We start from the raw sequence: 24029 nt of genomic DNA on the forward strand, positions 1-24029 counted from the left end.
AAAACCTCAGTAGAAACTGTCCTTAGTCACAATTCCTCTGCCGCAATAACTTACATCGCCGCCTTTACGTGCATCGATCGACGATGGCGATTCTCTACATTGAGATTAACTGTTGAAATATCCGCCCGCAGGGGTGGTGACGGCGTCGCCGACCCGTTAGCGTCTGACGAGGATGCCAACGGGGGGTTGAGAAGCAGTCGCTGGCATCCGGACATCCGTTGTCGCCCAACACTATCGCCGCTACAACAACATCTCAGCCGGATTTGTCGTGCGCGTAACGCGGGACGACGGACGATGTTCAGCTCGTCCCGGCATGTTCGATGGGGAGCATTCAGGACCGGGACCATCCACGTACGGAAGGAACGTACCGAAAATGAATCGTCGGATCATCTTGTCGGCCGGTGGGGTCACCGCCGGTCTACTCTCGACCACATTCCTGCCCGCGACAGTCGCTTTCGCCGACAACGGGGTCGGCGCGGCCGGAAATGTCGGCAGTACCGCGATTCCAGTCGACCTGGCGAGCAATGTCGCCGGTACCGGCGCAACAGGAGCGTTGGGCGACGCCGGTGCCCTCGGCCCGGACGGGTCCACGCCCACCCCTGCCCCGCTCGGCGATCTCGGCGCGCTGACACCCACGGCGGGCACCCCCAGCCCGCCGACCCTCGGCGACACCGGGGCGATCCCGCCGATCGCCGGCACACCCGACGCCACGCCCGCCGGCACACCCGATGCCACGACCAGTGACGTCACGCCCGGTACCGGCGATGGGTTCACCATCGGCGACACCACCTTCAACCCCGTGCAGGCCGACGGGTCAGAGGGCTTCACTCCGCTCAGCCCGCTGTTCAGCGCTCCGCCGTTGTTCCAAGTCGGCGAGGGCGACCAGTCGTTCGACGTCTCCAGCGGTACCGGGAGCGGCGCCACCGACCTGGGCACCGTGACCGCCAGCGAGAATGTCACGAACCTCTTCGGCGGTATCCACAACACGCAGTTCACCATCACCGACGTGGACCCGGCCTCCGGTGCGACCGCCTCGGACCTTCCCGCGGTGGGAACGGTGTATGACGTGATGAACTTCGGCAACGGGTTCGAGAACGTCTACACCGATATCCCCGGGGCGGACGGCGCCGCCAACTCCATCACCGACACGCTGTCGACTCCGTTCGGCGACTTCAACATCCCGACCGATTTCGACGCGGCCGGGCTCCTGGATCCGGGCGAGGCATTCGGGATGTCCGCGATGGGCGCCGATGCCACGGGTGGTGCGGCCGACGCCGCTTCCGCAGCGGCGGGCAGCGCAGCCGACGCAGCCGGTGGTGCGGCGGACGCCGCCGGCGGCGCGGCCGACCTCGCCGGGGGCCTCCCGGACATCTCGGGCATGTTCGATCCGTCGGACCTCTTCGGAATCTGACCCGCGTCACAAGCCGAACATCCCAGGTCCACCCTCGCACCCCGGGCCTGGGATGTTTGGCTCGGTGATTCAGTGGGTAGCCCGGTCACCGCACACTTCATGGAAGTTCTGGGGGAACCATGAGTTGGACACATCGATGAGGGCGCAGCATTCGTTGGGGCTGAATCTGTCCTGGCTGCGCGTGACCACGGTGTTTCTGATCGACATCGGCATCTTGTGGGTAGCAGGTCATTGGCCGGCGCAGCTCGGGCCGGCCGAGCGCGCATGGTGGCCGGCGGTCGGCCTTGCCGCGGTGCTCACCACGGCCGCGTTGATCACGCACCGCCGGGTACCGCTGACGGCGATCGTGCTGGCGCGGCTGTTCGATCGGTTTGCCACGCCCGCGGCGTTTCTCACCGAAGGCTGTACGCCCGGCTTCGACCACCGCCGCCGCTACAGCCGCGACGTGGTGGGCGTGCGCGAATATCGCGGCCGGCTGGTCTCGGTGATCGCCATACCCGCCATGCCCGCCACCCCGGCCGAAGCGGCTGGGCGGCATCGCCGCGTCTCGGCCCCGGTACCGGCACCGACGCTTCCCGCGGCGCTCGTCGCCGCCGGCCTGCGGCAGTTCGACGTGCGCCTGGATGGGATCGACATCGTGTCAGTACGAACGTGCGATTCCCCCGACGACGAACACACCGACGACGACGCAGCGGCGGCCGCCGGGACCGGCTGCCCTGGGCCGCAAGACAACTGGCTGATCCTGCGGATGGATCCGATGCACAACACCGAGGCGGTGGCTGTTCGCGATTCAGTAGCAGCGACCCTGGCCGTAGCCACCGAACGCCTGGCACGAGACCTCTGCGAACGTCACCTGGACGCGCGCATCCTGTCGGCCCATGAGTTCGACCAGGTCGATGCGGCGCTGCTGGCGGGCCTGCAGCCCACCCAGATCCGCCGACGTCGCCGCCGACTGAAGCAGAAAGAGCCCAAGGGGCCCAAGCACTTCGCGGCCACGTTCTGGATGTCGCCGCGAGACATCTCCACGGAGAACCTGGAACGGCTGTGGCTGCCTGAGACCGACACCACGGCGGTCACGGTCCGCCTGACACCGCGTCAGCGCAACACCGACGTCGCCGTGCTGGTGCGCTACCACAGCGCGAGCAGATTACGCCGGAACACCTCGTCCGGATTGAACCGGCTCAACGGCCGACAACTGACGGCCCTGCGGACAAGTCTGCCGACGCCGACACAACGCACACTGGTGGTGCCGGCCCGTGCGCTCAACGGCCAGGAGTCACTGCAGGTTCCGCTCGGTCCGACCGCGCCGCAACCAGTGGCGCGGGTCAAGGTGCCGGCCTAAGCCGCACCCGACCCCAGAAACGACGAAGCCCCGCGACCCAGGTCGCGGGGCTCTGTCGTTACTACGTCGCCGTACTACTTGGCCTTCTCAAGGATCTCGACCAGGCGCCAGCGCTTCGACGCCGACAACGGACGGGTCTCCATCAGCGACACGCGGTCGCCGATGCCGGCCGTGTTGTTCTCGTCGTGCGCCTTGACCTTCTTGGTGGTCCGGATGATCTTGCCGTACAGCGGGTGCCGCACACGGTCTTCGAGCTCGACGACGATGGTCTTCTCCATCTTGTCGCTGACCACGTAGCCGATCTGGGTCTTGCGGCGGCCCCGCACCGTCTCCGTGCGCGGGGTGTGCTTGGCACCCTTCTCCGCGGCGTTAGCCTTTGCAGCCTGTGCCATTACGATGCCTCGCCTTCAGAACCAGCGGGACCGGACGCCAGGCCCAGTTCCCGTTCGCGCAACACGGTGTAGATGCGCGCAATCTGGTGGCGCACCGTGCGGAGCCGACGGTTGTTGGTGAGCTGCCCGGTCGCCATCTGGAAACGCAGGTTGAACAGCTCTTCTTTGGACTCGCGCAACTGCTCGACGAGCTCGTCGGCGTTAAGCTCGCGCAGTTCGCCAGCGGTAACTCCCACTGCCATCAGAACTGCTCCTCTCGGGTGACGATGCGCGCCTTGATCGGCAGCTTGTGGATCGCCCGGGTCAGTGCGGCGCGGGCAATGGCCTCATTCGGGTAGCTCAGCTCGAACAGCACCCGACCCGGCTTGACGTTGGCGACCCACCATTCCGGCGAACCCTTACCGGAACCCATGCGGGTCTCGGCGGGCTTCTTGGTCAGCGGACGGTCCGGGAAGATGTTGATCCACACCTTGCCGCCACGCTTGATGTGCCGGTTGATGGCAATACGAGCCGACTCGATCTGCCGGTTGGTGACGTAGGCGTGCTCCAGTGCCTGGATGCCGTACTCACCGAACGTCACCGCGGTGCCGCCGCTGGCGATACCGCGCTGCTTGGGGTGGTGCTGCTTGCGGTGCTTGACCCTACGGGGAATCAACATGATTAGCTCTCCGTGCTCTGCGTTTCCACTGCGACGGGAGCGGTCTCGGTGACCGTTTCCGCAGCAGCGGTGTTCTCAGTGCTCTCAGCGGCCCGCCCGGCGTCGGTGCTGGTCGCGGTGGTACCCGAGGCGCCGCTGCGACGCGGACGGGTGCCCGACGGCCGCTCCCGGCGCGGACGGTCGGCCGACGGTGCGGCAGCGGCCAGCTCGCGCTTGCCACCAACGATGTCGCCCTTGTAAATCCAGACCTTCACGCCGATCCGGCCGAAGGTGGTCTTCGCCTCGTACAGCCCGTAGTCGATGTCGGCGCGCAGCGTGTGCAGCGGCACCCGACCCTCACGGTAGAACTCCGAGCGGCTCATCTCGGCGCCGCCGAGACGGCCCGAGCACTGCACCCGGATTCCCTTGACGTTGGGCTGACGCATCGCCGACTGGATCGCCTTGCGCATCGCCCGACGGAACGCCACACGGTTGCTCAGCTGCTCGGCCACGCCCTGGGCTACCAGCTGCGCCGTCGACTCCGGGTTCTTGACCTCGAGGATGTTCAGCTGCACCTGCTTGCCGGTCAGCTTCTCCAGGTCGGCACGGATCCGGTCGGCCTCGGTACCGCGGCGGCCGATGACGATGCCGGGCCGGGCGGTGTGGATGTCGACGCGAACCCGGTCACGGGTGCGCTCGATCTCGACGTCGGCGATGCCGGCGCGCTCGAGGCCACTGGACAGCAGGCGGCGGATCGCCACGTCTTCCTTGACGTAATCCGCGTATTGCTTGTCGGCGTACCACCGCGACTTCCAGTCGGTGGTGATCCCGAGCCGGAAGCCGTGCGGGTTGATCTTCTGGCCCATTACTCCGAGCCCTCCTTCGCGTCGGACGTCTCAGGCGCCTTCTTGGTTGCCGCCTTCTTGGCGGGCGCCTTCTTAGCCGCCGCTTTTTCAGTCGTCTTCTCAGCAGCCTTGGCCGCGGAAGCCTTCTTGGCCGGTGCCTTCTTGGCCGGCGCCTTCGCGCCCGCCTCGGAGGCGGCCTTGCTGGCCTGTGCACGACGCGCCCGGGTGGCACCGGCGGACTGCGCCGAACCTCCGCCGGAGGACGGCCGGCTCTCCACCACCACAGTGATGTGGCTGGTGCGCCGACGGATCCGGTACGCACGCCCCTGGGCGCGCGGCTTGATCCGCTTGGCGGTCGGGCCCTCGTCGGCGTAGACCGTCGCCACCACCAGGGTGGACGGGTCCAGACCGTCGTTGTTCTCGGCGTTGGCCGCCGCACTGGCGATGACCTTGGCCAACGGCAGGCTGGCCTGCTGCGGCGCCCAGCGCAGGATGTCCAGCGCTTCAGTCACCGACTTGCCGCGCACCAGGTTGATCACCCGGCGCGCCTTACTGGCCGAGATACCCACATGGCGGGCCTTGGCGACAGCGGACGGAAATTCAGTCGTAACGCTCACCGGCGCTTAGCCTTCCGGTCGTCTTTGATGTGTCCCTTGAAAGTGCGCGTCGGAGCAAACTCGCCGAGCTTGTGCCCGACCATCGACTCGGTGACGAAAACCGGGACATGCTTGCGGCCGTCGTGAACGGCGAACGTGTGCCCGATGAAGTCCGGGATGATCGTCGACCGACGTGACCAGGTCTTGATGACCTGCTTGGTGTTCTTCTCGTTCTGAACGTCGACCTTCTTGAGCACATGCTCGTCGACGAACGGACCCTTCTTGAGGCTGCGTGGCATCGCTTTCCCTCCGATTCCTAGCGCTTCTTGCCGGTGCGCCGGCGTCGGACGATGAGCTTGTCGCTGGGCTTGTTCGGCCGGCGGGTGCGACCCTCCGGCTTGCCCCACGGGCTGACCGGGTGCCGGCCGCCGGAGGTCTTGCCCTCACCACCACCGTGCGGGTGGTCCACCGGGTTCATCACCACACCACGGACGGTCGGGCGCTTGCCCTTCCACCGCATACGGCCGGCCTTACCCCAGTTGATGTTGGCCTGCTCGGCGTTGCCCACCTCGCCGACAGTGGCGCGGCAGCGCACGTCGACACGGCGGATCTCACCCGACGGCATACGCAGCGAGGCGTAGGCGCCTTCCTTGCCCAGCAGCTGAATGCTGGAGCCAGCGGAGCGGGCCATCTTGGCGCCACCCCCCGGGCGCAGCTCCACGGCGTGCACCAGGGTGCCCGCGGGGATGTTGCGCAGCGGCAGGTTGTTACCGGGCTTGATGTCGGCGTTGGCGCCCGACTCGACCACGTCGCCCTGCGACAGACCCTGCGGGGCGATGATGTAGCGCTTCTCGCCATCCAGGTAGTGCAGCAGTGCGATGCGGGCGGTGCGGTTCGGGTCGTACTCGATGTGTGCGACCTTCGCGTTGACGCCGTCCTTGTCGTGGCGACGGAAGTCGATCACGCGGTAAGCACGCTTGTGACCGCCACCCTTGTGCCGGGTGGTGATCCGGCCGTGGGCGTTACGCCCACCGTGGCCGTGCAGCGGCCGAACCAGCGACTTCTCCGGGTGAGAGCGGGTGAGCTCAGCGAAATCGGAGACGCTGGCACCGCGACGACCGGGGGTCGTCGGCTTGTACTTGCGGATTCCCATGTCAGTTAGATCTCTCTCTCACTCCGGTCAGGCCGGTGCGGCGAACAGGTCGATCGGCTTGCTGCCGGGCGCCAGAGTCACAATGGCGCGCTTGGTGTCTTTGCGCTTGCCGTAGCCGGTCCGGGACCGCTTGCGCTTACCCGGCCGGTTCGCGGTGTTCACCGACGCAACCTTGACCGCGAAGATCTTCTCGATCGCAATCTTGATCTGCGTCTTGTTCGTGTCGGGGTGGACCACGAACGTGTACACGTTGTTCTCGATCAGCCCGTAGGACTTCTCGGAGATGACCGGCGCGAGGATGATGTCGCGGGGGTCGGTGATGGTCGCCATCAGGCCGAAACCTCCTCGGTTTTGGCGGTGTGAGCCTCGATGTAGGAGTTCAGAGCCTCAACGCTGAACACCACGTCGTCGGCACGCAGCACATCGTGGGTGTTGAGCTGGTCCGCGGACAGGATGTGCACACCCGGCAGGTTGCGCACGCTCTTGGCGCCCGTCTCGTCGGCCCGGCCGATGACCACCAGCACCTGCTTGCGGTCGGTGATCGAGCCCAGGAACGCCTTGGCGTCCTTGGTCGACGGGGTCTGACCGGTCACCAGCTCGGTGACCGCGTGGATCCGGCCGTTACGAGCCCGGTCCGACAACGCTCCGCGCAGGGCGGCGGCGATCATCTTCTTCGGGGTGCGCTGGCTGTAGTCACGCGGCTTGGGGCCGTGCACCACACCACCACCGGTGAACTGCGGTGCCCGAGTCGAACCCTGACGGGCCCGGCCGGTTCCCTTCTGCCGGTAAGGCTTACGGCCACCGCCGCTGACCTCACCGCGGGTCTTGGTGGAGTGCGTACCCTGACGGGCCGCAGCCAACTGAGCGATCACCACCTGGTGCATGAGCGCAATGTTGGCGGGAGCGTCGAACAGCTCGGCGGGCAGCTCAACCGAGCCACTCTTCTTGCCGTCCGGAGTCTTGACGTCAATCTTGATGCCGGCCATTACTTCTCACCCTTTTTGATCGCGCTGCGGACCAGAACCAGCCCACCGTTGCGGCCCGGAATGGCGCCCTTGATCAACAGCACACCGTTCTCGGCGTCCACCTTGTGGACCACCAGGTTCTGGGTGGTGACACGGTCGTTACCCATCCGGCCCGACATCCGGGTGCCCTTGAACACCCGGCCGGGGGTCGAGCAGCCGCCGATCGAACCCGGCCGGCGGTGCACGGCCTGGGCGCCGTGCCCGGCGCCCTGACCGCGGAAGCCGTGCCGCTTCATGGTGCCGGCGAAGCCCTTACCTTTGGAGGTTCCGGTGACGTCGACGTAGCTGCCGTCGGCGAAGATTTCTGCGGTCAGCTCCTGACCGACCTCGTACGCGGCCGCGGCGGCCTCATCGTCGAGCCGCAGCTCGGCGAGGTGACGGCGGGGGTTCACACCCGCGGCGGCGTACTGACCGGTGACCGGCTTGTTCACCTTGCGGGGGCTGATCTCGCCGTAAGCGAGCTGGACGGCGCTGTAGCCGTCGCGCTCGGGGGTACGGATGCGGGTCACCACGTTGGGCCCGGCCTTGACGACCGTGACCGGCACGACCTTGTTGTTCTCGTCGAACACCTGCGTCATGCCCAGTTTGGTACCCAAAATACCTTTGCGTGCCATGGTTTTCGGTGCTCCTACTGAATGTTGACGTCGACGCTGGCCGGCAGATCGATGCGCATCAAGGCGTCAACGGTCTTCGGCGTGGGATCGAGGATGTCGATCAGCCGCTTGTGGGTGCGCATCTCGAAGTGCTCCCGCGAGTCCTTGTACTTGTGCGGGGACCGGATGACGCAATACACGTTCTTTTCGGTCGGCAGCGGCACCGGGCCGACTACGGACGCACCGGTACGAGTGACCGTCTCAACGATCTTGCGCGCCGAGGCGTCAATCGCCTCGTGGTCGTAGGCCTTGAGCCTGATGCGGATCTTTTGTCCCGCCACGCTTCTGCTACCTCACTCCTGCAAAGGGGGTCCGTTTTTCGAACCCTTACGTGCCCCAGCTCGTCTGTACCTTTTAGGACCCGTGAGTCCGGTGTCGACACTTCGCTGGGCGCTGCCGCCGCTGTTTACCTGTCCTGGTCCACCGGTCCCCGCGGTCGGGCGTGTCGCCCTCACGCGGTCCCGTGCACGGTGAAAAAGCTCCGTACGGCGAGAATGGGACCGGATGCGCCCGGGTGGGCGCTGGTCGTATGCCCGGCCAGGGACAACCCCGGCGCAGGCGAACCTGAATAGTATGCCCCAGATCGGGTCAGCGGCCAAATCCCCGCGGTTTAGCGAGGCTCGACGAAGGAGAGCCGGCACTGGGACCGCGGCATCAACCCAGCGATAGCGCTCGCGGGGCTTCGGACCAGCCGCCGCCGAGCGGTCCGGCGGCCGACCTTACTTGCCGGTAAGGTAGCTCAACGTGACCGGATCTACCAGTACTTATCAGACATGGCGACGGCTGGCGGGCATCCCCGGCGGGACCCGGCTGTTCTCGGCCGCGGCGATGGCCCGGGTCCCTTACTTCGCCTCGGTGCTGCCGCACGTGGTCCGGATGGAACCCGGGCTGGCCGAGGTGCTGGTGCCCAAGTGGCCGTTCGTCTACAACCACCTGCACACGGTGCACGCGATCGCGTCCTGCAACGCTGCCGAAGTCGCGATGGGGATGTTGATGGAGGCCACCGTGCCGCGCAGCCACCGCTGGATCCCCAAGGCGATGAACGTGGCCTACCTGGCCAAGGCGACGACGTCGTTGCGGGCGACGGCCCGGCTGGACCCACCGGACTTCAGTGCGATCACCGAAGGCACCGAGGTGGTGGTGCCGGTCAGCATCACCGACAAGGCCGGCATCGAGGTGGTGCACGCCGACATCACCACCTGGGTCACGCCGGCCTGATTTCTGTCGCGAGCGTGAAGATGGCCTCACGCTCGAGCGCCGAACGTGAAGATGGCTTCACGCTCGGCGCGGATCAGGGCTCGCGGGTCAGCTCCGCACCGTCGCCCAGAAGTCGCACTGATGCGCGGCGGCGTAGTCGGTGATCATCCGGCTGCCGTCGGTGCGCAGTGACATCCACCGCCGGTCGGGCCCGTTTCCGATAGCGGGCCAGTCAGGTTGGTCGACGGCGATCGGTGCACCGGTCACGACGAACCCGGTCCAGTACTCGATCATCTGGTCGGACAACCGGCGCTGCGCGGGATCGAGCGGCGGGGCACCACCGATATCGAAGAGGTAGCGCATCTCCAGCGAGTGCGTGGCGCCGATCGGGAAGGGCACCTGGTCGAACAACTCCGGGGCGGGCGCGTGCGGGTCGTCGAATTCATAGCCGTACACCGGCGCGCCGGCGACCAGGCCGCGGGCCATCCGGTCGGCCAGGCAGGCGAAGATGTCGTCGGTAGCGGCGGCGGCATAGGCCAGCGAGACGCTGCCGGCGAACCGGCCCGGCGGATAGTGCTCGGCCACCGCGGCGGCGGAGTCACGTCCGAACGTGTCGCCGAGTTCGTCGGGGTATTCCGCGGCGGTGATCTCCTGCCCGACGCGTAGATACCGCAGCGCGACGAACAGTGCGAACTCGTCCCGGTTGACCCCGAGCAGTACCGGCTTACCCGCGGGGCCGCCCTCGCCCGGAGGTTCCCGGAACACCCGCACCGGATCCTTGGGCAGCAGCGCGGTTCCGATCACCGGGCCGCTGAGGTGATCGGTGCCGAACCGTGAGTACCACAGCGGCTTGGCCAGCCGGTCGGGCGGCAACGCCCGCAGGCACGACGCGATCTGCTCATCGGGGTCCTGCGGCGCGGTGGCCCGGTCGCCGCACCCCAGGGATTCGGTGTATTCGCGGCTGATCCGCTGCGCGTCGGGCACCTCGACCTGGGCCTGACACGGGCCGCTTTGAATGATCGCGGCCCGGAACAGGCCCGCCGAATCCGGGGCAGCCAGGTGGTCACAGACCGACATGCCGCCGGCGGACTCACCGGCGATGGTCACCTTGTCCGGGTCGCCGCCGAATTCGTCGATGTTGTCGCGAACCCAGCGCAGCGCCGCCTGCTGATCGGCCAGCCCGTAATTGCCGGGGTTCCCCAGCGCGGGGTCGGCCAGGAATCCGAGCGCGCCCAGCCGGTAGTTGATGGTGACGACGATGATGCGTCCGCGGACGGCAAGCCGTTGCGCGTGGTAGATGTCGCCGGCGCCCCGCATGAAACTTCCGCCGTGGATCCACACCATGACCGGCAGCGGCTCGGCGGCCGAGCCGGTCGGCGTCCACACGTTGAGCGTCAGGCAGTCTTCGCTGATCGGATCCACGTCGGCGGCATCCGGCTGAACGCACCAGGGTCCACGCTTGACCGCGTCACGCACACCGGGCCATGCCGGCATCGGCGCCGGCGGCTGCCACCGCAGCGGCCCAACCGGCGGAGCGGCGTACGGGATCCCTTGAAACAGCCGGTGATCCGGCCCGACGGTGCCTTTCAACAGCCCGGATCCGGTCCGCACCACGTCGGCATTGAGCGCGACCGCGCGAGGGCCCACGCTCGAGTGGGACGCCGCGCCGTCCGAGCGCGCGCACCCGGCTGCCAACACCGCAGTCAGCGCCAGCACAACGGCGCCGACCCTGCGAGGCCAGCGGCACGATCCGATCGACATGACCGAAGAGCCTAATCGGCCCGAATCAACCCAAAGCGCCGCCACGACGGCCGACGATCCGCAACACTGGACCCAAACCTGACACGTGTCAAAAATGGGGACTAGGAGCAGGGTATGAGTACACCGATCATCGACCAGGCCGCCCAGGTGTTCGTCGACCCCAGCGCCTACGCCGACGAACCTCGGTTGCACGCGGCCCTGACCCACCTGCGCGCACACGCACCGGTGTCCCTGGTCGACCATCGGCCCTACCGCCCGTTCTGGGCCATCACCCGCCACGCCGACATCATGGAGATCGAGCGTGACAACGTGCTGTGGATCAACGCGCCGCGGCCCGTGCTGGCGCCCGCCGACGCCGACGACCTTCAGCGCTCCCTGCTCGAGTCCGGAATGGGGCTGCGGACCCTGATCCACATGGACGATCCGCAACACCACAAGATGCGCACCATCGTCTCAGACTGGTTCCGCCCCAAGGCGATGCGGATGCTCAAGACCCGCATCGACGAGCTCGCCCATCGCTACGTCGAGAAGATGGTGCAGCTCGGCCCGGAGTGCGATTTCGTGCAGGAGGTCGCGGTCAACTACCCGCTGTTCGTCATCATGTCGCTGCTGGGCCTGCCGGAGACGGACTTCGGTCGCATGCTGCGGCTGACCCAGGAACTGTTCGGCGGCGACGACGAGGAGTACCGCCGCGGCTTGACTCCCGAGGAGCAGCTGCCGGTGCTGCTCGACTTCTTCTCCTACTTCGGGGCGCTGACCGCGGCGCGGCGCGCCCAACCAACCGACGATCTGGCCTCCACGATCGCCAACGCGACCATCGACGGCGCACCGCTGTCGGATGTGGATACGGCTTCCTACTACGTCATCATCGCCACCGCCGGCCACGACACCACCAGCGCTGCGATCGGCGGCGGCCTGCGGGCACTCATCGAACACCCGGATCAGCGGGAGCGGCTGCGTGCCGACCTGCGGCTCATGCCGACCGCGGTCGAGGAGATCATCCGCTGGGTGACGCCGGTCAAGGAGTTCATGCGCACCGCCACCGCCGACACCGCGGTGCGCGGCGTACCGATCGCGGAGGGCGAATCCGTCTATCTGTCCTATGTTTCGGCCAACCGCGACGAGGACGTCTTCGACGACCCGTTCGCCTTCGACGTCGGGCGCGACCCGAACAAGCATCTGGCATTCGGGCACGGAGTGCACTTCTGTGTGGGCTCCGCCCTGGCGCGCATGGAGATCAGCAGTTTCTTCAGCGCCTTGTTGCCGCGGCTGGACGCCATCGAGCTCGCCGGCGAGCCTCAGCTGGCGTCGACGACGTTCGTCGGCGGCCTCAAGCACCTGCCGATCCGCTACCGGCTGCGGTCCTGACCGCAGAGCAGTACCGCGGCCCGGTGCGCCAGCATCGCGATGGTCGCGTGCGGTCCGCGGCTGGTGATCCGGGGCAGCGCCGAGCCGTCGATCACCCACAGGCCGTCGACGCCACGCACCCGGCACTGCGCATCGAGCACCGCATCCCGGTCGCCGTCACCGCCGATCGGCGCACTACCGCACAGGTGTTGTGATGTCGACCAACGCGGCTCTGCACCAACATCTTTCACGCCCACAATCTGATCGACCAGGTCCACGCCGCGGCGCAACGCCGCCATATCCGCCGGCTCGGTGTCATAGCGGTGTTCGATGCGCGGTGGTACGTGCGGGTCCGCCGAGACCAGGCTTATCCGCCCGCGGGCTCGCGGAGTCATCAGCGCTACCCCGATCTGCGGCTGATCGGGCGTGTCGACTTCACCGACCATCGCGGCGAAACCGGCGGTGTAGGGCCGAATCTCCACGTCCTCGTGGTGCAGCACTGCTTCCAGCACCGGGCGGCCGGGCGTGCCCGGCCATGGCGCTGCCACCAGCCATTCCGGGTGATCCGCACAGTGCGCGCCGACCGGAAGCGCTGCCTTTACCGCGACACCTGCATCGCGCAGCATGACCTCTCCACCGACACCGGACAACATCAACAGGTGTGCCGATCCGATCGCCCCGGCGCACAACACGATCCGATCCGCAGTAAGCGTGATGGGGCCCTGCTCACCGATCGCTTCCACGGCTATGGCTCGATCAGCTTCGATGGTGACACGGACCGCCCGGGTCTGCGTCAGGACAGTGAGGTTCTCGCGCGACAGCGCGGGCCGCAGGTACGCCATACCCGGTCCGGTGCGCACGCCCTCGACAGTCACGTTGAGTGGGACGGCACCCGCGCCGGATCGTGTCGTCAGCGTCGCGTCGTTGAGATCGTCGATCCAACCGAACCCTGATCGCTGCACGGAATCATTGAATCGTTTTGTGCTATCGCACATTTCACGAGTCCGTCGGACGGGTATGGGGCCGGTGTCGCCGTGTTGCGGGCCGTGGAAGTCAAGATCGGTCTCGACGGCCCGAAACGACTCCAGCAGCTGCGGCCACGCCCAACCCGCAGGGTAGCCGGCGAAGTCGGCCGGAAGCCCCCGGCAGAAGTACCCCCCGTTGACCGCGCCGGATCCGCCGAAGGTGGCACCACGCACTATCGTCACCGCGTTGTCGGCCCTGCTGATCAGCTCGGCACGGTACCGATGCACCAGCCGGCTGGCCGGGCCGATCGGCAATGTCATCGCGTCGGCGGTCTGCGCAGCCACCACCGGATCCCCCAGACCTGGACCCGATTCCACCACCGTGACCGTGCACGAAGGATCCGACGAGAGCGTTGCCGCGACAATCGATCCCGCGCTTCCAGCCCCCACCACCAGCGCATCGCTGTGTACCACCGGAACGGTCAAGGCGGCCTAGCTGCGAATCTGCGGCCTGAGTGCGGCAAGGTTGCGTTCACGCACCACACCGCTCCACAGGCCGGCACCGTAGGCCAGATCGTCCACCCGCTTGAGCAGCAGGTAGGCCGGCAGCCCCAGTGGCCGGGAATCGTCCTCACTGCGCGCGTGCCGCAGCCAATCCACCACTCCGTCGGCGACCGCCGCCAGCAGCAGCGCCCTGCGGCAGCGCTGTGACACGCACGCGGCCAGCAGCGCGGCGGGCCAGTAGTGCCGGCACAGCGCCGAGGCGATCTGCAGCCCGGCGCTCGCCAGTCCGCGCAACGTCACCATCAGCACATCGGCCGGCGCAGTGTCGGGGCCCCGCATGGACCGGGCCACCCGGTGCCCGGTCAGCGCGGCGATGGTCAAGGAGACCAGATAGCCCAACGCCGAGCCGAGCGCCATCAGCGCCCAGCCTGCCAGCGCCCAGCCGGAGATCACCATGGGCGCGGCCTTGTCCGGGTGGCGGGCCGACAGTGGTGCCGCCGATCCCCCGTAAAAAGCCTTGCGCGCCACCCAATCCCGCAGCTCCACCCGGTGATCGTGGGCGACCTGCGCAATCGGCTCATAGCGCAGCCTGCTGCCCGCATCCACCAATCGCCAGCACAGGTCGACGTCTTCACCGGAATGCAGCGCTTCGTCGAAGCCGCCCAGCTCCCGCAGCGCCGTGGAGCGGCAGATGATCGCCGCGCTGGGGACGTAGGCGACCTTGCCGTAGGGCACTACGGGCGCCTCGCAGCCACCCAGGTCCAGCGACGAACGCATGGACTCATACCGCGCGACCAGGTGTCCGCTGTCGGCCATACCGACGATCCGGGGGGCTACCAGGGCTACCGCCGGGTCGCAGAAGTGCCCCAGCAGGGCCTCCAGCCAGCCCCGACGCGGCACCACATCGGAATCCAGGAACGCCACGAAATTCGTCGTGCAGGCCATCAACCCGGTGTTGCGCGCGGCCGCCGGCCCCCGACTCTCCGGGTGGCGCAGCACCTGCACCTCGCAGCAGTGCGCCGCGGTCAAATCCTCCCGGCAGATCGGAATCTGCGACCCGTCGTCCACCACCACGACCCGCAGGCCACGCAGTGCCGCAATCAGCCGTTGCAGCCCGATCACATTGTCCCGCACCGGAATAACGACTGTCACGTCTCGATACGATGGCCCGCCGGCTGGCCGCGGATGGGCAACGGTGGCATCCAAAAGGGTACGGGCCAACTGTGCGCTGACCGCGTCACGTACCTCCAGACGACCGTCGGACAACATCCCCTGGGCGGCCGGCGCCAGCCGCAGCAGCCGGGTCGGCGACCCGCCCAACAGTGTGGATCCGCGTCCCAGGACGCGTACCTTCCGGTCGACCTGCACGGCGAAGCCGTCAGGCAGCCGGGCCGCGGTCACCGCAGCATCCCGTTCGCCCCGGGTGCCCAGGTATCAACGGCCGCCAGGCCGGCGTCGACCATCTCGGCGAAGAGCCGCTGCCCTTCGCCGGCGGTGGCGGTGGTCGGGTCGCCCAGCACCCCGACGGCGCTCACTGCCCCGACCCCGCCGTCGCGCATCGCGGGAAGCAGCTGCGCCAACGGTGCGCTGTTACCCGGCCGAGCCCGGTCGAACCGGACAATTTCCGGCGAAAGATGCAGCAGCAGAGACGTTTCGGTGTGCCCGGCGTGGGCGTCAGCATCCGGGGCGGCGCACGGAAGCCAGCCCACGTCGCGGCCTTCGAACCGCAGCCGGCCTACCGCCTCGACCAATGCGGGCACATTGCCGCCGTGGCCGTTGACGAAGACCACCCGCTGCGCCCAGCAGCAGGCGGAGCGCCCGTACTCCAGCAACAGTTGGGTCAGCGCCTCGGTGCCGATCGAGATGGTGCCGGCAAAGCTCTGATGCTCGCCACTGGCGCCGTAGGCAATGGCCGGCGCGACCGTCCAGCCGTGCCCCGTCGCGGCTGCTGCCAACCGCTCGGCCAACCGCTGAGCGAGCGCCTGTGCGACCCGGGTATCGGTGTCCAGCGGTAGGTGCGGACCGTGCTGCTCGGTCGACCCGACCGGGACCAGCAGCCTGATCCCCCGCTCCGGCAGCTGACCCTGTAGCTGGTTCTGCAGTTCGTCCCAGGTCGAACTACCGAGCTCGCCGCCAACCGCCATCGGACGATGGTAAGCGAATTCACCTGTCGTACACCAGTTGTTGACGAGTACGACCCAAGTAAATTTTTCGCTCCGGGGCCCGGACTGCTCTCGAGTGATCACGTCCGTCCCGTCCGCCACGGGCGTATCAGAACTGACGCTGATTTAGCAGGTGGGCGCGCCGACCCGACGAGTGGCGGACCTGTGCCTTCCGACTAGGCCTCGGCGGCCGGGACGCCGAGCGCCCGGGTGAATCCGGCCGGAATCAGGATGTCGTCCGGCGACAGATCATGCACCGAGGACCGACCCAAGCCCATCAGGGCCGAGTCGATGCCGCCCCGGAGGATGTCCAGGACGTTCTCCACGCCGGGTTGCCCGGCGGCGCCCAGACCCCACAGGTAAGCCCGGCCGATCATCACCGCACGCGCACCCAGCGCCACGGCCTTGACGACGTCGCTGCCCCGCCGGATGCCACCGTCCAGCAACACCTCGATCTGGTCGCCCACCGCCTCGGCGATGGCCGGAAGGGCGCGGATCGCCGCGGGCGTGCCGTCCAGGTTGTTGCCGCCGTGGTTGGAGACCGATATCGCCGAAACACCGGCATCCACAGCCCGTTTCGCGTCGTCTACCCGCATCACGCCCTTGAGCATGAACGGCCCGCCCCACAGCTCACGCAGCCAGGCGATGTCTTCCCAGGTGGGGGGTGGGGTGCCCATCCATTCCCCGTAGGCCTGGAAGAACGGCGGACCGGCCTCGCCGCGGCCCGCCTGGTTGGGCACCCGCAGGCTCGGCGGTCGCAGGGTCTTGGCCCACCGAAGGAACCATCCGGGCCTGGTGAGAGCCTCAGGCATCATCTTGACCATGGTCTTGAGGTCCATCTTCTCCGGGATGGTGGGGCTGCCCCAGTCCCGCCCGTGCGAGAAGCTCCAGTCGGTGGTCGCGATCATCCCGACGGCCCCGGCCGCCCGGGCGCGCTCCGCCCGCTCGGCGATGGCGTCGCGTCCGCCCAGCCAGTAGATCTGGAAGAAGGTCTTGGGGTTGGCGGCGATAACCTCTTCCATCGGCTTGCTGGCAAACGACGACAGGCCCATCGCGGTTCCGCGCGCCGCCGCCGCTCGCGCAACGGCCACCTCGCCGTCCGGGTCGACTGCCTGCACACCGGTCGGCGAGATCATCACCGGCATCGAGATCTCTTGCCCCATAACCGTTGTCGACAGTTCACGACTGGCGGGCGCACCCACCACGTGCGGTGCGAATCCCAGTTCGCTGAATGCCGCCACGTTGTCGCTGACCGTCAGGCCCTTTTCACTGGCCGAGATCAGCGAGGAGTACGCGGACTTCGGGAGCCGCTTCTTGGCTCGCTCCTGGGCAATGGCAACAGTTTCGAACCAGACATCACGAGCCATGATCAGATTGGACTTTCATTGCAGAGGCGGGCCGGCGGACGCATGGACAGCGTCAACGGCACCACAGTGGTGATCGGCTTGCCGCGGGAGTGGTCCGCGGCCGGACGGGGCTTGGTGCGATCAGCGGCCAGCGCGGGAGCGCCGTAGCCCTGGACACATTCCGGATCGGGCCCGTCCAGCGGCAGGCCGGTGAAGAACTTGGCGGCCATGCAGCCGCCCCGGCAGCTGTCGTAGTGGTCGCAGCTTCCACACGCCCCTGCGGACTGCGGCTCGCGCAGTTCACGAAACAGCGGGGCGTTCTTCCAGACGTTGTCGAAACCGCCGTCGGACAGCACGTTTCCAGCCAGGAAGCGGTCGTGGATGGCGAAGGGGCAGGCGTAGACATCACCGACGGGGTCGATCAGGCACACCACTCGGCCGGCACCACACATGTTCAGCCCGGCGAGCGCACCGGGCGCGCCCAGGCCGGACAGGTGGAAGAAGGAGTCGCCGGTCAACACGCGTTCCCCGTTGGCCACCAGCCAGTCATAGAGCTGGACCTGCTGGCCGGCGGTCGGGTGCAGGTCGTCCCACACGTCGGCGCCGCGGCCCGACGGCCGCAGTCGGGTGATCCGTAGCGTGGCTCCATAGCGGCTGGCCAGCGCTGCGAAGTCGTCGAGTTGGTCGATGTTGTGGCGGGTCGCAACCACCGAGATCTTGGCATCGGAGAATCCGGCCGCAGCCAGGTTCTCCAGCGCGCGGATCGCCATGTCGAACGAGCCGGGGCCGCGGATCGGGTCGTTGACCTCGGCGGTGGCACCGTCCAGGGAGATCTGGACGTCGACGTAGTCGCTGGCCGCCAGCTTGGCCGCCACCTCGGGGGTGATCCGCAGACCGTTGGTGGAGAACTTCACCCCCACGTGGTGCTCGGTCGCGTAGTCCACCAGCTCCCAAAAGTCCGAGCGCACAGTGGGTTCCCCGCCACCGATGTTGACGTAGAACACCTGCATGCGTTCCAGCTCGTCGATGATGTCCTTGCATTGCCGCGTGGACAGCTCGCGGGGATCGCGCTTGCCCGACGAGGACAGGCAGTGCACGCACGCCAGGTTGCAGGCGTAGGTCAGCTCCCACGTCAGGCAGATCGGAGCGTCAAGCCCGTGCTCGAATTGTTCGATCAGCCGGGGCACCGGTGCCACGGATGTCATTGGCCCTCCCTGGGCATCAGCATCTTCGAATCCGCCAACACGCGCAGCGCGTGTAGGTACGGACCCTGGTCGGCGTCGTCGACTCCGGCTGCGCGGCAGGCGGATCGGACATCGTCATGCTCCGGCAGAGACCGCACCACCTCGACGATGGTGCGGTTCTTCAGAAACGACAACTTGCGGGTGCCGAAGTGGTACAGCAGCGCACCAAACGGCTCCGGACGGAGCGCCACCTGCGGGTGCAGCTCCCAGCCGCGGTCGGGGTCGAACACCGTTGCCTCCGACTCCACGGCGACCTCCGGCATGGTCAGTAGACGCCGCACATGCCGTCGATGGACACCTCTTCGACCAGGGTCTCGGTGACGATCTCGGCTGCAGTCTCGTTCTGCTGGTTCTGGTCCATGACGCGGGCCTTTCTCACATTCGGGTTCGACAACGGACTGTCGTGTCCGTCACAATCTCGGACAGAATATGGCATCGAGTGCCGTAAAGGAAGTGGGGCTGTCAGATGGGCGGTACACCGGATGCGCACCCCCGCGCCGGGCGGCGGCGCTCCACCACCCCGCAGCACATCACCGACGTGGCCATCGACCTGTTCGCCGCCCGCGGATTCGGCGAGGTGAGCGTCGACGACGTGGCGCAGGCCGCCGGCATCGGCCGGCGCACGGTATTCCGGTACTACGCCTCGAAGAACGCCATCCCGTGGGGCGACTTCGACGCCCACCTGCAACAACTGCGCGAACTGCTGGACGGCATCGACCCCGCCGCACCTCTCGGCGATGCGCTGCGCGCGGCATTGTTGGCGTTCAACACCTTCGACGCGAGTGAGACGGAGCGCCATCGCCGGCGGATGCGGGTGATCCTGCAGACCGATGAGCTGCAGGCGTACTCGATGACGATGTACGCCGGCTGGCGCAACGTCATCGCGGAGTTCGTGGCACGCCGCGCGGGCTGCGACCCCGACGACCTGCGGCCGCAGACGGTGGCGTGGATGATGCTAGGGGTGGCTCTCAGCGCCTACGAACGCTGGCTGGGAGATGAGTCGCTGGTGTTGCCTCAGGTTCTCGGTGCGGCGTTCGATGCGATCCGCGGCGGGCTGGACTGACGCTCACCCCACGACGTCGCGGTAGGCGGTGACCACCGGCTCCAGCTCGTCAGGGGTGGCCCCGTGCAGGATCACCGCGTCGGCTCCGTAGTCGAACTCCTCGCGGATACGCTCCGCGCAGCACCGCGCCGGTCCGGTGGCCGCCGGCTCCAGCCACTCGCCGGGGATCAACGTCGCGATGTGCTCGATCTGCTCGGCGGTGGCCTTGTGGTCGATACCGCCCGGGATCGAGGTCACCACCGGGTCTTCGCGGAAGCGCTGCAGCACCGCCGGGTCCCAGTTATTGGTGCGCACCAGCAGATCGCCGTAGCCCTGTAGATAGGTAGCCAGCCGCGCCACGGTCTTTTTCAGCCGCAGCTCTTCGGGCAGGTGATCGCCCACGGTGGCGAAACACGACCACACCCGCACGCTCGCCGGGTCGCGGCCGGCTCGTTCCGCGGCGTCCTTCACCGTTTTCACGCTGCGCTGCAAGGTCTCCGGGGTGAAGTAGGTGTGCAGGATGACGTCGTCGAACAATGCGCCGCCCAGCTCGAGCGTCTTGGGCCCGAATGCCACCAGCGCCAGCCGGATGTCTTCGCGGAAGTCCGGGTCCAAGAACAGCACCTGATAGCGGCCGATCGGCCCGTCGTGGCCCAAGATCACCTCGCCTTTCCAGAGTCGGCGCATCACCTGCGCGAAGTCGGCCATCTGCGCGGTGGTGACGTTCGGGATCCCGAACGCGGCGTACAGGGCAGCCACGCCGCGGCCGATGCCCAGGGTGAATCGTCCCCGCGACAGTCGGTGCATGGTGGTCGCCCATGACGCGGTGATCAACGGATGGCGGGTGTTGTGATTGGTTGCCGCGGTGGCGATCTGCATCCGGTCGGTGACCGCGCACGCCGCCCCGACCAGCGACGACGCCTCCTTGACGTTCCAGCGTTCGGAGATGAACGCGGTCCCGAACCCGAGTTCCTCGCCACGGCGGGCTTCATCCAGCAGCGCGGCCGGGCCCTCCCCGCCGGCGCCGGCCAGCAGGTAGTAGCCCAGTTCATCGAGAACCCGATCGGACCCGACCATGACCACACTCCATTCCTGCCGATACATCTATCGATGGGTTTACGGTACGGTATTCAGTTGGATGCCGCGGGAGGAAATGCGATGAAGGTTCCGTTCACCTGGAAGGTCACCGGCTGGTTCATGATCGGCTGGTCACCGGAGTTCGCCATCGGAGAGACCCGGGCCCTGCATTACTTCGGCGAGGACCTGGTCGCCTACCGGGACGCCGGCGGTGGACTGCACGTGATGGAGGCGCACTGCAAGCACATGGGCGCCCACTTGGGCCACGGCGGCACGGTGGTCGAAGATCGCGTCGAGTGCCCCTTCCACGGCTGGCAGTGGGGACCCGACGGCTGCAACAAATTCATCCCCTATCAGCCGGACCGGCCGAACAAGGCGTTGCGCCTGCGGGTCTACCCGGTCCGCGAGCAGCACGGCTGCGTGTTCGCATGGCACCACCCCGACGGCGCCGAACCCCATTGGGAGATGCCCGACATCTTCGGCAAGTTTCCCCAGTTCACCGCCGGCCCGCAGGACTACTATCGGGCCTACCCGGAATTCTCCCGACGTCTGGAGAGCGAACCGGTCCATCCACAGATCGTCGCCGAGAATGCCGCTGACAGCGCACATTTCCAGTACGTACACCACGCGACGGTGACGCCCAGACTGCTCGACTGGGAGATGGCCGGCCAGGAATGGCACTTCGTCGCCGGTTTTCCCGACGAGCGCGCGGCTGACCCGGAACAGATGGCGTTGCGCTTCCACAGTCACCTGTTCGGGCTCGGCGGGGCGATCAGCATCTTCGAGGGCGTGCAGCAGCACCGGCTGATCTTCACCTGCACCCCGGTCGACGAGGGCCGCTCGGACCTGTTCTATTCGATCTGGTGGCCGAGGGTTCCCGGCGACGACTCCGACGCGCCGCCGGACGACGTCCGGGCGCGTGTCGAGAAGCAGTTCCTGACCACCGTCGAAGACGATCTGGGTATCTGGCGCTACCAGCGCTACATCCAGAATCCGGCACTGTCCAAGGTCGACGCGAAACCGTTTATGACACTGCGGAAGTGGGCGACACAGTTCTACGATGTGCCGGCATGACCGCCACACTGGCGGAATTGGTGGCGCCGGAGCACACCGCACTCATCACCCAGGAGCTGCAGGGCGCGGTGGTGGGACCCGACGCCGGCTTGGCGGCCCTCGCCGACGAGGCGCGCCGTGAGGCGCTGCCCAACATCGGCCGGCTGCTGCCGGTGGCGCGGTCGGCCGGCGTTGCGGTGGTGCACTGCCTGGTGCACCGTCGCCCGGACGGCCTGGGCTCGAACCACAACGCGCGGCTGTTCGCCGCCGGCCGCCGCGCGGTGCGCATCGATCCGGGCAGCGCCGGTGCCACCCTGCTGCCCGAGTTCGGGCCGGAGCCGTCTGACCTGGTGCTCAGCCGCTGTCACGGCCTCGGGCCGATGGGCGGAACCGATCTGGACGCAGTCCTGCGCAACCTGGGCGTATCCACCGTTGTCGCGGTGGGGGTCTCGCTGAACGTGGCCATCCCGAACCTGGTCATGGACGCGGTCAACGCCGCTTACCGCGTGGTGGTGCCCCGCGACGCGGTGGCCGGTGTCCCGGCCGAGTACGGTGCTGCCATCATCGACAACACGCTGTCGCTGCTGGCGACGATCACCACCACACAGGAGCTGATGGACACGTGGCACCCCTGACCCAGTTCACCGTGCCCGAGGTCACCGACGCGGTGGCCGCGGCGATTCCCGACCGCGACATGATCGTCCAGGGCGACCGGCGCTACACCTATGCCCAGATCCTCGAGCGGTCCAACCGGCTGGCGTCCTACCTGCACTCGCGCGGGCTGGGGTGCCACACGCCGCGGTCGGATCTGTCCGCGCACGAGACCGGCCAGGACTTGTTGGGCATCTACGCCTACAACGGCAACGAGTTCGTCGAGACCCTGCTGGGCAGCTTCCGGGCCCGGGTGGCGCCGTTCAACGTCAACTACCGCTACGTGCGCAAGGAATTGGCGTACCTGCTGGCTGATTCCGGCGCCACCGCGCTGGTGTATCACGCCGCGTTCGCCCCCACCTTGGCCGAAGTACTCCCCGACCTTCCGCAACTCAAAGTGCTCATCCAGATCGCTGACGACTCCGGCAACACCCTGCTCGATGGGGCGGTCGACTACGAGACGGTGCTGGCGGAGAGCTCGCCGGAGCCGCCTCCGGTGCAACCCTCGCCCGACGATCTGTATGTGCTCTACACCGGTGGCACCACCGGGATGCCCAAGGGCGTGCTCTGGCGTCAGCACGACATCTTCATGGGCTCGTTCGGCGGCCGCAACCTGATGACCGCCGAAGAGGTCAGCTCCATCGACGACATCGTGGGGCCGGCTCGGGAGAACCCGGGCATCAGGCTGATGATCCTGCCGCCGCTGATCCACGGCGCCGCCCAGTGGGCGGTGATGACCGCGATCAACACCGGCCAAACTCTGGTCTTCCCTTCGGTTGTGGACCATTTCGACGCCGACGACGTGGTACGCGCCATTGAGCGCGAGAAAGTGCTGTCGGTGACCGTGGTCGGCGATGCGATGGCCCGGCCGCTGCTGGACGCGATCCGCAAGGGCAGCGCCGACGTATCGTCACTGCTGGTGGTGGCCAACGGCGGCGCCCTGTTGACGCCGTACGTCAAGCAGCAGATCGTCGAGACCCTGCCCGGTGCGATGGTGATCGACGGGGTCGGATCCTCGGAGACCGGCGCCCAGATGCGTCACATGTCGACCTCGGGTGCCGTGTCCACCGGAACGTTCGCCGGCGGACCGGACACCTGCGTGGTGGCCGAGGACCTGGTGACCGTCCTGCAACCCGGCCACGACGGTCTGGGCTGGCTCGGCCAGCGCGGCTACGTCCCTCTGGGCTACAAGGGCGATGCAACCAAGACCGCGGCGACGTTCCCGGTGATCGATGGGGCACGCTTCGCGGTTCCCGGCGACCGGGCGCGGCACCTGGACGACGGTTCGATCGAGCTGCTCGGCCGGGATTCGGTGACGATCAACTCCGGTGGGGAGAAGATCTTCGCCGAGGAAGTCGAGACGGCGCTCGCGTCGCATCCGAGTGTCGTCGACGTGGTGGTCGCGGGCCGGCCCAGTGAACGCTGGGGCCAGGAGGTGGTGGCCGTGGTGGCCCTCGCCGACGGTGCCGCCGTGACGGCCGCCGAACTCATCGAGCATGCCGGCGGGTCACTGGCCCGCTACAAGCTGCCCAAGGCAGTCGTGTTCCGGGCGACGATCGTGCGCAGCCCGGCCGGCAAGGCCGACTACCGGTGGGCGCGCGAACAGGCCGAGCAGGGCTAGCGTCG

28 protein-coding genes are annotated in these 24029 nt (G+C 67.6%); 8 read left to right on the forward strand and 20 right to left on the reverse strand.

The annotated features are described in order from the left end of the window. The first annotated feature begins 373 nt into the window (after positions 1-373). Complete coding sequence (locus tag ACJH71_RS09470) at positions 374-1411, forward strand: hypothetical protein (protein ID WP_406757757.1); 1038 nt, start codon at positions 374-376, stop codon at positions 1409-1411. A gap of 136 nt (positions 1412-1547) precedes the next feature. After that, positions 1548-2753, forward strand: a complete 1206-nt coding sequence (gene eccE, locus ACJH71_RS09475; RefSeq protein WP_406757758.1) for a type VII secretion protein EccE — start codon at positions 1548-1550, stop codon at positions 2751-2753. A 74-nt stretch (positions 2754-2827) separates the two neighbouring features. Here eccE and rpsQ read toward each other — a convergent pair whose 3' ends face one another. Genes rpsQ through rpsJ form a run of 11 tightly spaced genes read right to left on the reverse strand, consistent with a single transcriptional unit; the run spans position 2828 to position 8335 of the window. Beyond that, on the reverse strand, positions 2828-3145 hold the full coding sequence (rpsQ, locus tag ACJH71_RS09480) for a 30S ribosomal protein S17 (RefSeq protein WP_067969775.1): 318 nt from the start codon (positions 3143-3145) through the stop codon (positions 2828-2830). Next, positions 3145-3387, reverse strand: coding sequence for a 50S ribosomal protein L29 (rpmC, locus tag ACJH71_RS09485; protein ID WP_047318355.1), 243 nt, complete (start codon positions 3385-3387; stop codon positions 3145-3147). The genes rpsQ and rpmC overlap by 1 nt, the downstream gene beginning before the upstream one ends. Beyond that, a complete protein-coding gene (gene rplP / locus ACJH71_RS09490; protein ID WP_406757759.1) occupies positions 3387-3803 on the reverse strand; it encodes a 50S ribosomal protein L16 in 417 nt (138 codons plus the stop codon). Before rplP ends, rpmC begins: the two co-directional genes overlap by 1 nt. A 2-nt stretch (positions 3804-3805) precedes the next feature. After that, a complete protein-coding gene (rpsC, locus tag ACJH71_RS09495; RefSeq protein ID WP_406757760.1) occupies positions 3806-4648 on the reverse strand; it encodes a 30S ribosomal protein S3 in 843 nt (280 codons plus the stop codon). Beyond that, the gene (gene rplV / locus ACJH71_RS09500; RefSeq protein ID WP_406757761.1) at positions 4648-5244 is read right to left on the reverse strand and encodes a 50S ribosomal protein L22; all 597 of its coding nucleotides are present in this window, start codon (positions 5242-5244) and stop codon (positions 4648-4650) included. Before rplV ends, rpsC begins: the two co-directional genes overlap by 1 nt. Further along, positions 5241-5522, reverse strand: coding sequence for a 30S ribosomal protein S19 (gene rpsS / locus ACJH71_RS09505; RefSeq protein WP_024440412.1), 282 nt, complete (start codon positions 5520-5522; stop codon positions 5241-5243). The genes rplV and rpsS overlap by 4 nt, the downstream gene beginning before the upstream one ends. Before the next feature lie 17 nt (positions 5523-5539). Continuing rightward, positions 5540-6376, reverse strand: coding sequence for a 50S ribosomal protein L2 (gene rplB, locus ACJH71_RS09510; protein ID WP_067969766.1), 837 nt, complete (start codon positions 6374-6376; stop codon positions 5540-5542). Between the two features lie 27 nt (positions 6377-6403). Continuing rightward, entirely contained in the window at positions 6404-6706 is a 303-nt protein-coding gene (gene rplW, locus ACJH71_RS09515; protein WP_024440414.1) for a 50S ribosomal protein L23, read from the reverse strand. Then, entirely contained in the window at positions 6706-7362 is a 657-nt protein-coding gene (gene rplD / locus ACJH71_RS09520) for a 50S ribosomal protein L4 (RefSeq protein WP_406757762.1), read from the reverse strand. The genes rplW and rplD overlap by 1 nt, the downstream gene beginning before the upstream one ends. Next, the gene (gene rplC / locus ACJH71_RS09525) at positions 7362-8015 is read right to left on the reverse strand and encodes a 50S ribosomal protein L3 (protein ID WP_406757763.1); all 654 of its coding nucleotides are present in this window, start codon (positions 8013-8015) and stop codon (positions 7362-7364) included. The genes rplD and rplC overlap by 1 nt, the downstream gene beginning before the upstream one ends. A gap of 14 nt (positions 8016-8029) precedes the next feature. Beyond that, positions 8030-8335, reverse strand: coding sequence for a 30S ribosomal protein S10 (gene rpsJ, locus ACJH71_RS09530; RefSeq protein WP_003883485.1), 306 nt, complete (start codon positions 8333-8335; stop codon positions 8030-8032). Between the two features lie 463 nt (positions 8336-8798). Here rpsJ and ACJH71_RS09535 point away from each other — a divergent pair, with 463 nt between their 5' ends. After that, positions 8799-9272 (forward strand): hotdog fold domain-containing protein, encoded by a 474-nt coding sequence (locus ACJH71_RS09535; RefSeq protein WP_406757764.1) that lies wholly within the window; start codon positions 8799-8801, stop codon positions 9270-9272. Between the two features lie 87 nt (positions 9273-9359). Here ACJH71_RS09535 and ACJH71_RS09540 read toward each other — a convergent pair whose 3' ends face one another. Then, on the reverse strand, positions 9360-11012 hold the full coding sequence (locus tag ACJH71_RS09540) for a carboxylesterase/lipase family protein (protein ID WP_406757765.1): 1653 nt from the start codon (positions 11010-11012) through the stop codon (positions 9360-9362). Between the two features lie 114 nt (positions 11013-11126). Here ACJH71_RS09540 and ACJH71_RS09545 point away from each other — a divergent pair, with 114 nt between their 5' ends. Further along, positions 11127-12380, forward strand: coding sequence for a cytochrome P450 (locus tag ACJH71_RS09545; RefSeq protein WP_406757766.1), 1254 nt, complete (start codon positions 11127-11129; stop codon positions 12378-12380). Here the strand turns inward: ACJH71_RS09545 and mftG are convergent. The 7 genes from mftG to mftA all read right to left on the reverse strand — a co-directional run bounded on the left by mftG (position 12362) and on the right by mftA (position 18941). After that, on the reverse strand, positions 12362-13810 hold the full coding sequence (mftG, locus tag ACJH71_RS09550; RefSeq protein WP_406757767.1) for a mycofactocin system GMC family oxidoreductase MftG: 1449 nt from the start codon (positions 13808-13810) through the stop codon (positions 12362-12364). The two genes, ACJH71_RS09545 and mftG, sit on opposite strands and share 19 nt — an antisense overlap. 6 nt (positions 13811-13816) lie before the next feature. Beyond that, positions 13817-15229: a mycofactocin biosynthesis glycosyltransferase MftF gene (gene mftF / locus ACJH71_RS09555; protein ID WP_406757768.1), complete on the reverse strand. Its 1413-nt coding sequence runs from the start codon at positions 15227-15229 to the stop codon at positions 13817-13819. Continuing rightward, the gene (mftE, locus tag ACJH71_RS09560; protein ID WP_406757769.1) at positions 15226-15972 is read right to left on the reverse strand and encodes a mycofactocin biosynthesis peptidyl-dipeptidase MftE; all 747 of its coding nucleotides are present in this window, start codon (positions 15970-15972) and stop codon (positions 15226-15228) included. Before mftE ends, mftF begins: the two co-directional genes overlap by 4 nt. 194 nt (positions 15973-16166) lie before the next feature. Further along, positions 16167-17357, reverse strand: coding sequence for a pre-mycofactocin synthase MftD (gene mftD / locus ACJH71_RS09565; protein ID WP_406757770.1), 1191 nt, complete (start codon positions 17355-17357; stop codon positions 16167-16169). Positions 17358-17359: 2 nt separating this feature from the next. Beyond that, the gene (gene mftC, locus ACJH71_RS09570) at positions 17360-18541 is read right to left on the reverse strand and encodes a mycofactocin radical SAM maturase (protein ID WP_406757771.1); all 1182 of its coding nucleotides are present in this window, start codon (positions 18539-18541) and stop codon (positions 17360-17362) included. Beyond that, positions 18538-18843, reverse strand: coding sequence for a mycofactocin biosynthesis chaperone MftB (gene mftB, locus ACJH71_RS09575; RefSeq protein WP_406757772.1), 306 nt, complete (start codon positions 18841-18843; stop codon positions 18538-18540). The genes mftC and mftB overlap by 4 nt, the downstream gene beginning before the upstream one ends. A gap of 2 nt (positions 18844-18845) precedes the next feature. Beyond that, the gene (gene mftA / locus ACJH71_RS09580) at positions 18846-18941 is read right to left on the reverse strand and encodes a mycofactocin precursor MftA (protein WP_406757773.1); all 96 of its coding nucleotides are present in this window, start codon (positions 18939-18941) and stop codon (positions 18846-18848) included. A 105-nt stretch (positions 18942-19046) separates the two neighbouring features. Here mftA and mftR point away from each other — a divergent pair, with 105 nt between their 5' ends. Continuing rightward, positions 19047-19643, forward strand: a complete 597-nt coding sequence (mftR, locus tag ACJH71_RS09585) for a mycofactocin system transcriptional regulator (RefSeq protein ID WP_406757774.1) — start codon at positions 19047-19049, stop codon at positions 19641-19643. 3 nt (positions 19644-19646) lie between these two features. On the opposite strand, the gene ACJH71_RS09590 is transcribed toward mftR, so the two are convergent. Next, on the reverse strand, positions 19647-20699 hold the full coding sequence (locus tag ACJH71_RS09590) for a TIGR03857 family LLM class F420-dependent oxidoreductase (RefSeq protein ID WP_406757775.1): 1053 nt from the start codon (positions 20697-20699) through the stop codon (positions 19647-19649). An 81-nt stretch (positions 20700-20780) separates the two neighbouring features. On the opposite strand from ACJH71_RS09590, the gene ACJH71_RS09595 reads away from it, so the two are divergent. From ACJH71_RS09595 to ACJH71_RS09605, 3 genes are read left to right on the forward strand one after another with little or no spacing between them, the layout of a single operon-like run. Further along, on the forward strand, positions 20781-21773 hold the full coding sequence (locus ACJH71_RS09595; RefSeq protein WP_406757776.1) for an aromatic ring-hydroxylating dioxygenase subunit alpha: 993 nt from the start codon (positions 20781-20783) through the stop codon (positions 21771-21773). Then, positions 21770-22387, forward strand: a complete 618-nt coding sequence (locus ACJH71_RS09600; RefSeq protein WP_406757777.1) for a cysteine hydrolase — start codon at positions 21770-21772, stop codon at positions 22385-22387. Before ACJH71_RS09595 ends, ACJH71_RS09600 begins: the two co-directional genes overlap by 4 nt. Then, the gene (locus ACJH71_RS09605) at positions 22375-24024 is read left to right on the forward strand and encodes an acyl-CoA synthetase (RefSeq protein WP_406757778.1); all 1650 of its coding nucleotides are present in this window, start codon (positions 22375-22377) and stop codon (positions 24022-24024) included. Before ACJH71_RS09600 ends, ACJH71_RS09605 begins: the two co-directional genes overlap by 13 nt. Positions 24025-24029 lie beyond the last annotated feature (5 nt).

The organism is Mycobacterium sp. SMC-15, assembly GCF_045310925.1.
Classification (GTDB): domain Bacteria; phylum Actinomycetota; class Actinomycetes; order Mycobacteriales; family Mycobacteriaceae; genus Mycobacterium.

What these genes read in the sequence shown, in the direction of transcription:
- ACJH71_RS09470 (WP_406757757.1), top strand. Translation starts at nt 374, where the DNA reads ATGAATCGTCGGATCATCTTGTCGGCCGGTGGGGTCACCGCCGGTCTA.
- eccE (WP_406757758.1), top strand. Translation starts at nt 1,548, where the DNA reads ATGAGGGCGCAGCATTCGTTGGGGCTGAATCTGTCCTGGCTGCGCGTG.
- rpsQ (WP_067969775.1), bottom strand. Translation starts at nt 3,145, where the DNA reads ATGGCACAGGCTGCAAAGGCTAACGCCGCGGAGAAGGGTGCCAAGCAC.
- rpmC (WP_047318355.1), bottom strand. Translation starts at nt 3,387, where the DNA reads ATGGCAGTGGGAGTTACCGCTGGCGAACTGCGCGAGCTTAACGCCGAC.
- rplP (WP_406757759.1), bottom strand. Translation starts at nt 3,803, where the DNA reads ATGTTGATTCCCCGTAGGGTCAAGCACCGCAAGCAGCACCACCCCAAG.
- rpsC (WP_406757760.1), bottom strand. Translation starts at nt 4,648, where the DNA reads ATGGGCCAGAAGATCAACCCGCACGGCTTCCGGCTCGGGATCACCACC.
- rpsS (WP_024440412.1), bottom strand. Translation starts at nt 5,522, where the DNA reads ATGCCACGCAGCCTCAAGAAGGGTCCGTTCGTCGACGAGCATGTGCTC.
- rplB (WP_067969766.1), bottom strand. Translation starts at nt 6,376, where the DNA reads ATGGGAATCCGCAAGTACAAGCCGACGACCCCCGGTCGTCGCGGTGCC.
- rplW (WP_024440414.1), bottom strand. Translation starts at nt 6,706, where the DNA reads ATGGCGACCATCACCGACCCCCGCGACATCATCCTCGCGCCGGTCATC.
- rplD (WP_406757762.1), bottom strand. Translation starts at nt 7,362, where the DNA reads ATGGCCGGCATCAAGATTGACGTCAAGACTCCGGACGGCAAGAAGAGT.
- rplC (WP_406757763.1), bottom strand. Translation starts at nt 8,015, where the DNA reads ATGGCACGCAAAGGTATTTTGGGTACCAAACTGGGCATGACGCAGGTG.
- ACJH71_RS09540 (WP_406757765.1), bottom strand. Translation starts at nt 11,012, where the DNA reads ATGTCGATCGGATCGTGCCGCTGGCCTCGCAGGGTCGGCGCCGTTGTG.
- ACJH71_RS09545 (WP_406757766.1), top strand. Translation starts at nt 11,127, where the DNA reads ATGAGTACACCGATCATCGACCAGGCCGCCCAGGTGTTCGTCGACCCC.
- mftE (WP_406757769.1), bottom strand. Translation starts at nt 15,972, where the DNA reads ATGGCGGTTGGCGGCGAGCTCGGTAGTTCGACCTGGGACGAACTGCAG.
- mftD (WP_406757770.1), bottom strand. Translation starts at nt 17,357, where the DNA reads ATGGCTCGTGATGTCTGGTTCGAAACTGTTGCCATTGCCCAGGAGCGA.
- mftC (WP_406757771.1), bottom strand. Translation starts at nt 18,541, where the DNA reads ATGACATCCGTGGCACCGGTGCCCCGGCTGATCGAACAATTCGAGCAC.
- mftB (WP_406757772.1), bottom strand. Translation starts at nt 18,843, where the DNA reads ATGCCGGAGGTCGCCGTGGAGTCGGAGGCAACGGTGTTCGACCCCGAC.
- mftA (WP_406757773.1), bottom strand. Translation starts at nt 18,941, where the DNA reads ATGGACCAGAACCAGCAGAACGAGACTGCAGCCGAGATCGTCACCGAG.
- mftR (WP_406757774.1), top strand. Translation starts at nt 19,047, where the DNA reads ATGGGCGGTACACCGGATGCGCACCCCCGCGCCGGGCGGCGGCGCTCC.
- ACJH71_RS09590 (WP_406757775.1), bottom strand. Translation starts at nt 20,699, where the DNA reads ATGGTCGGGTCCGATCGGGTTCTCGATGAACTGGGCTACTACCTGCTG.
- ACJH71_RS09595 (WP_406757776.1), top strand. Translation starts at nt 20,781, where the DNA reads ATGAAGGTTCCGTTCACCTGGAAGGTCACCGGCTGGTTCATGATCGGC.
- ACJH71_RS09600 (WP_406757777.1), top strand. Translation starts at nt 21,770, where the DNA reads ATGACCGCCACACTGGCGGAATTGGTGGCGCCGGAGCACACCGCACTC.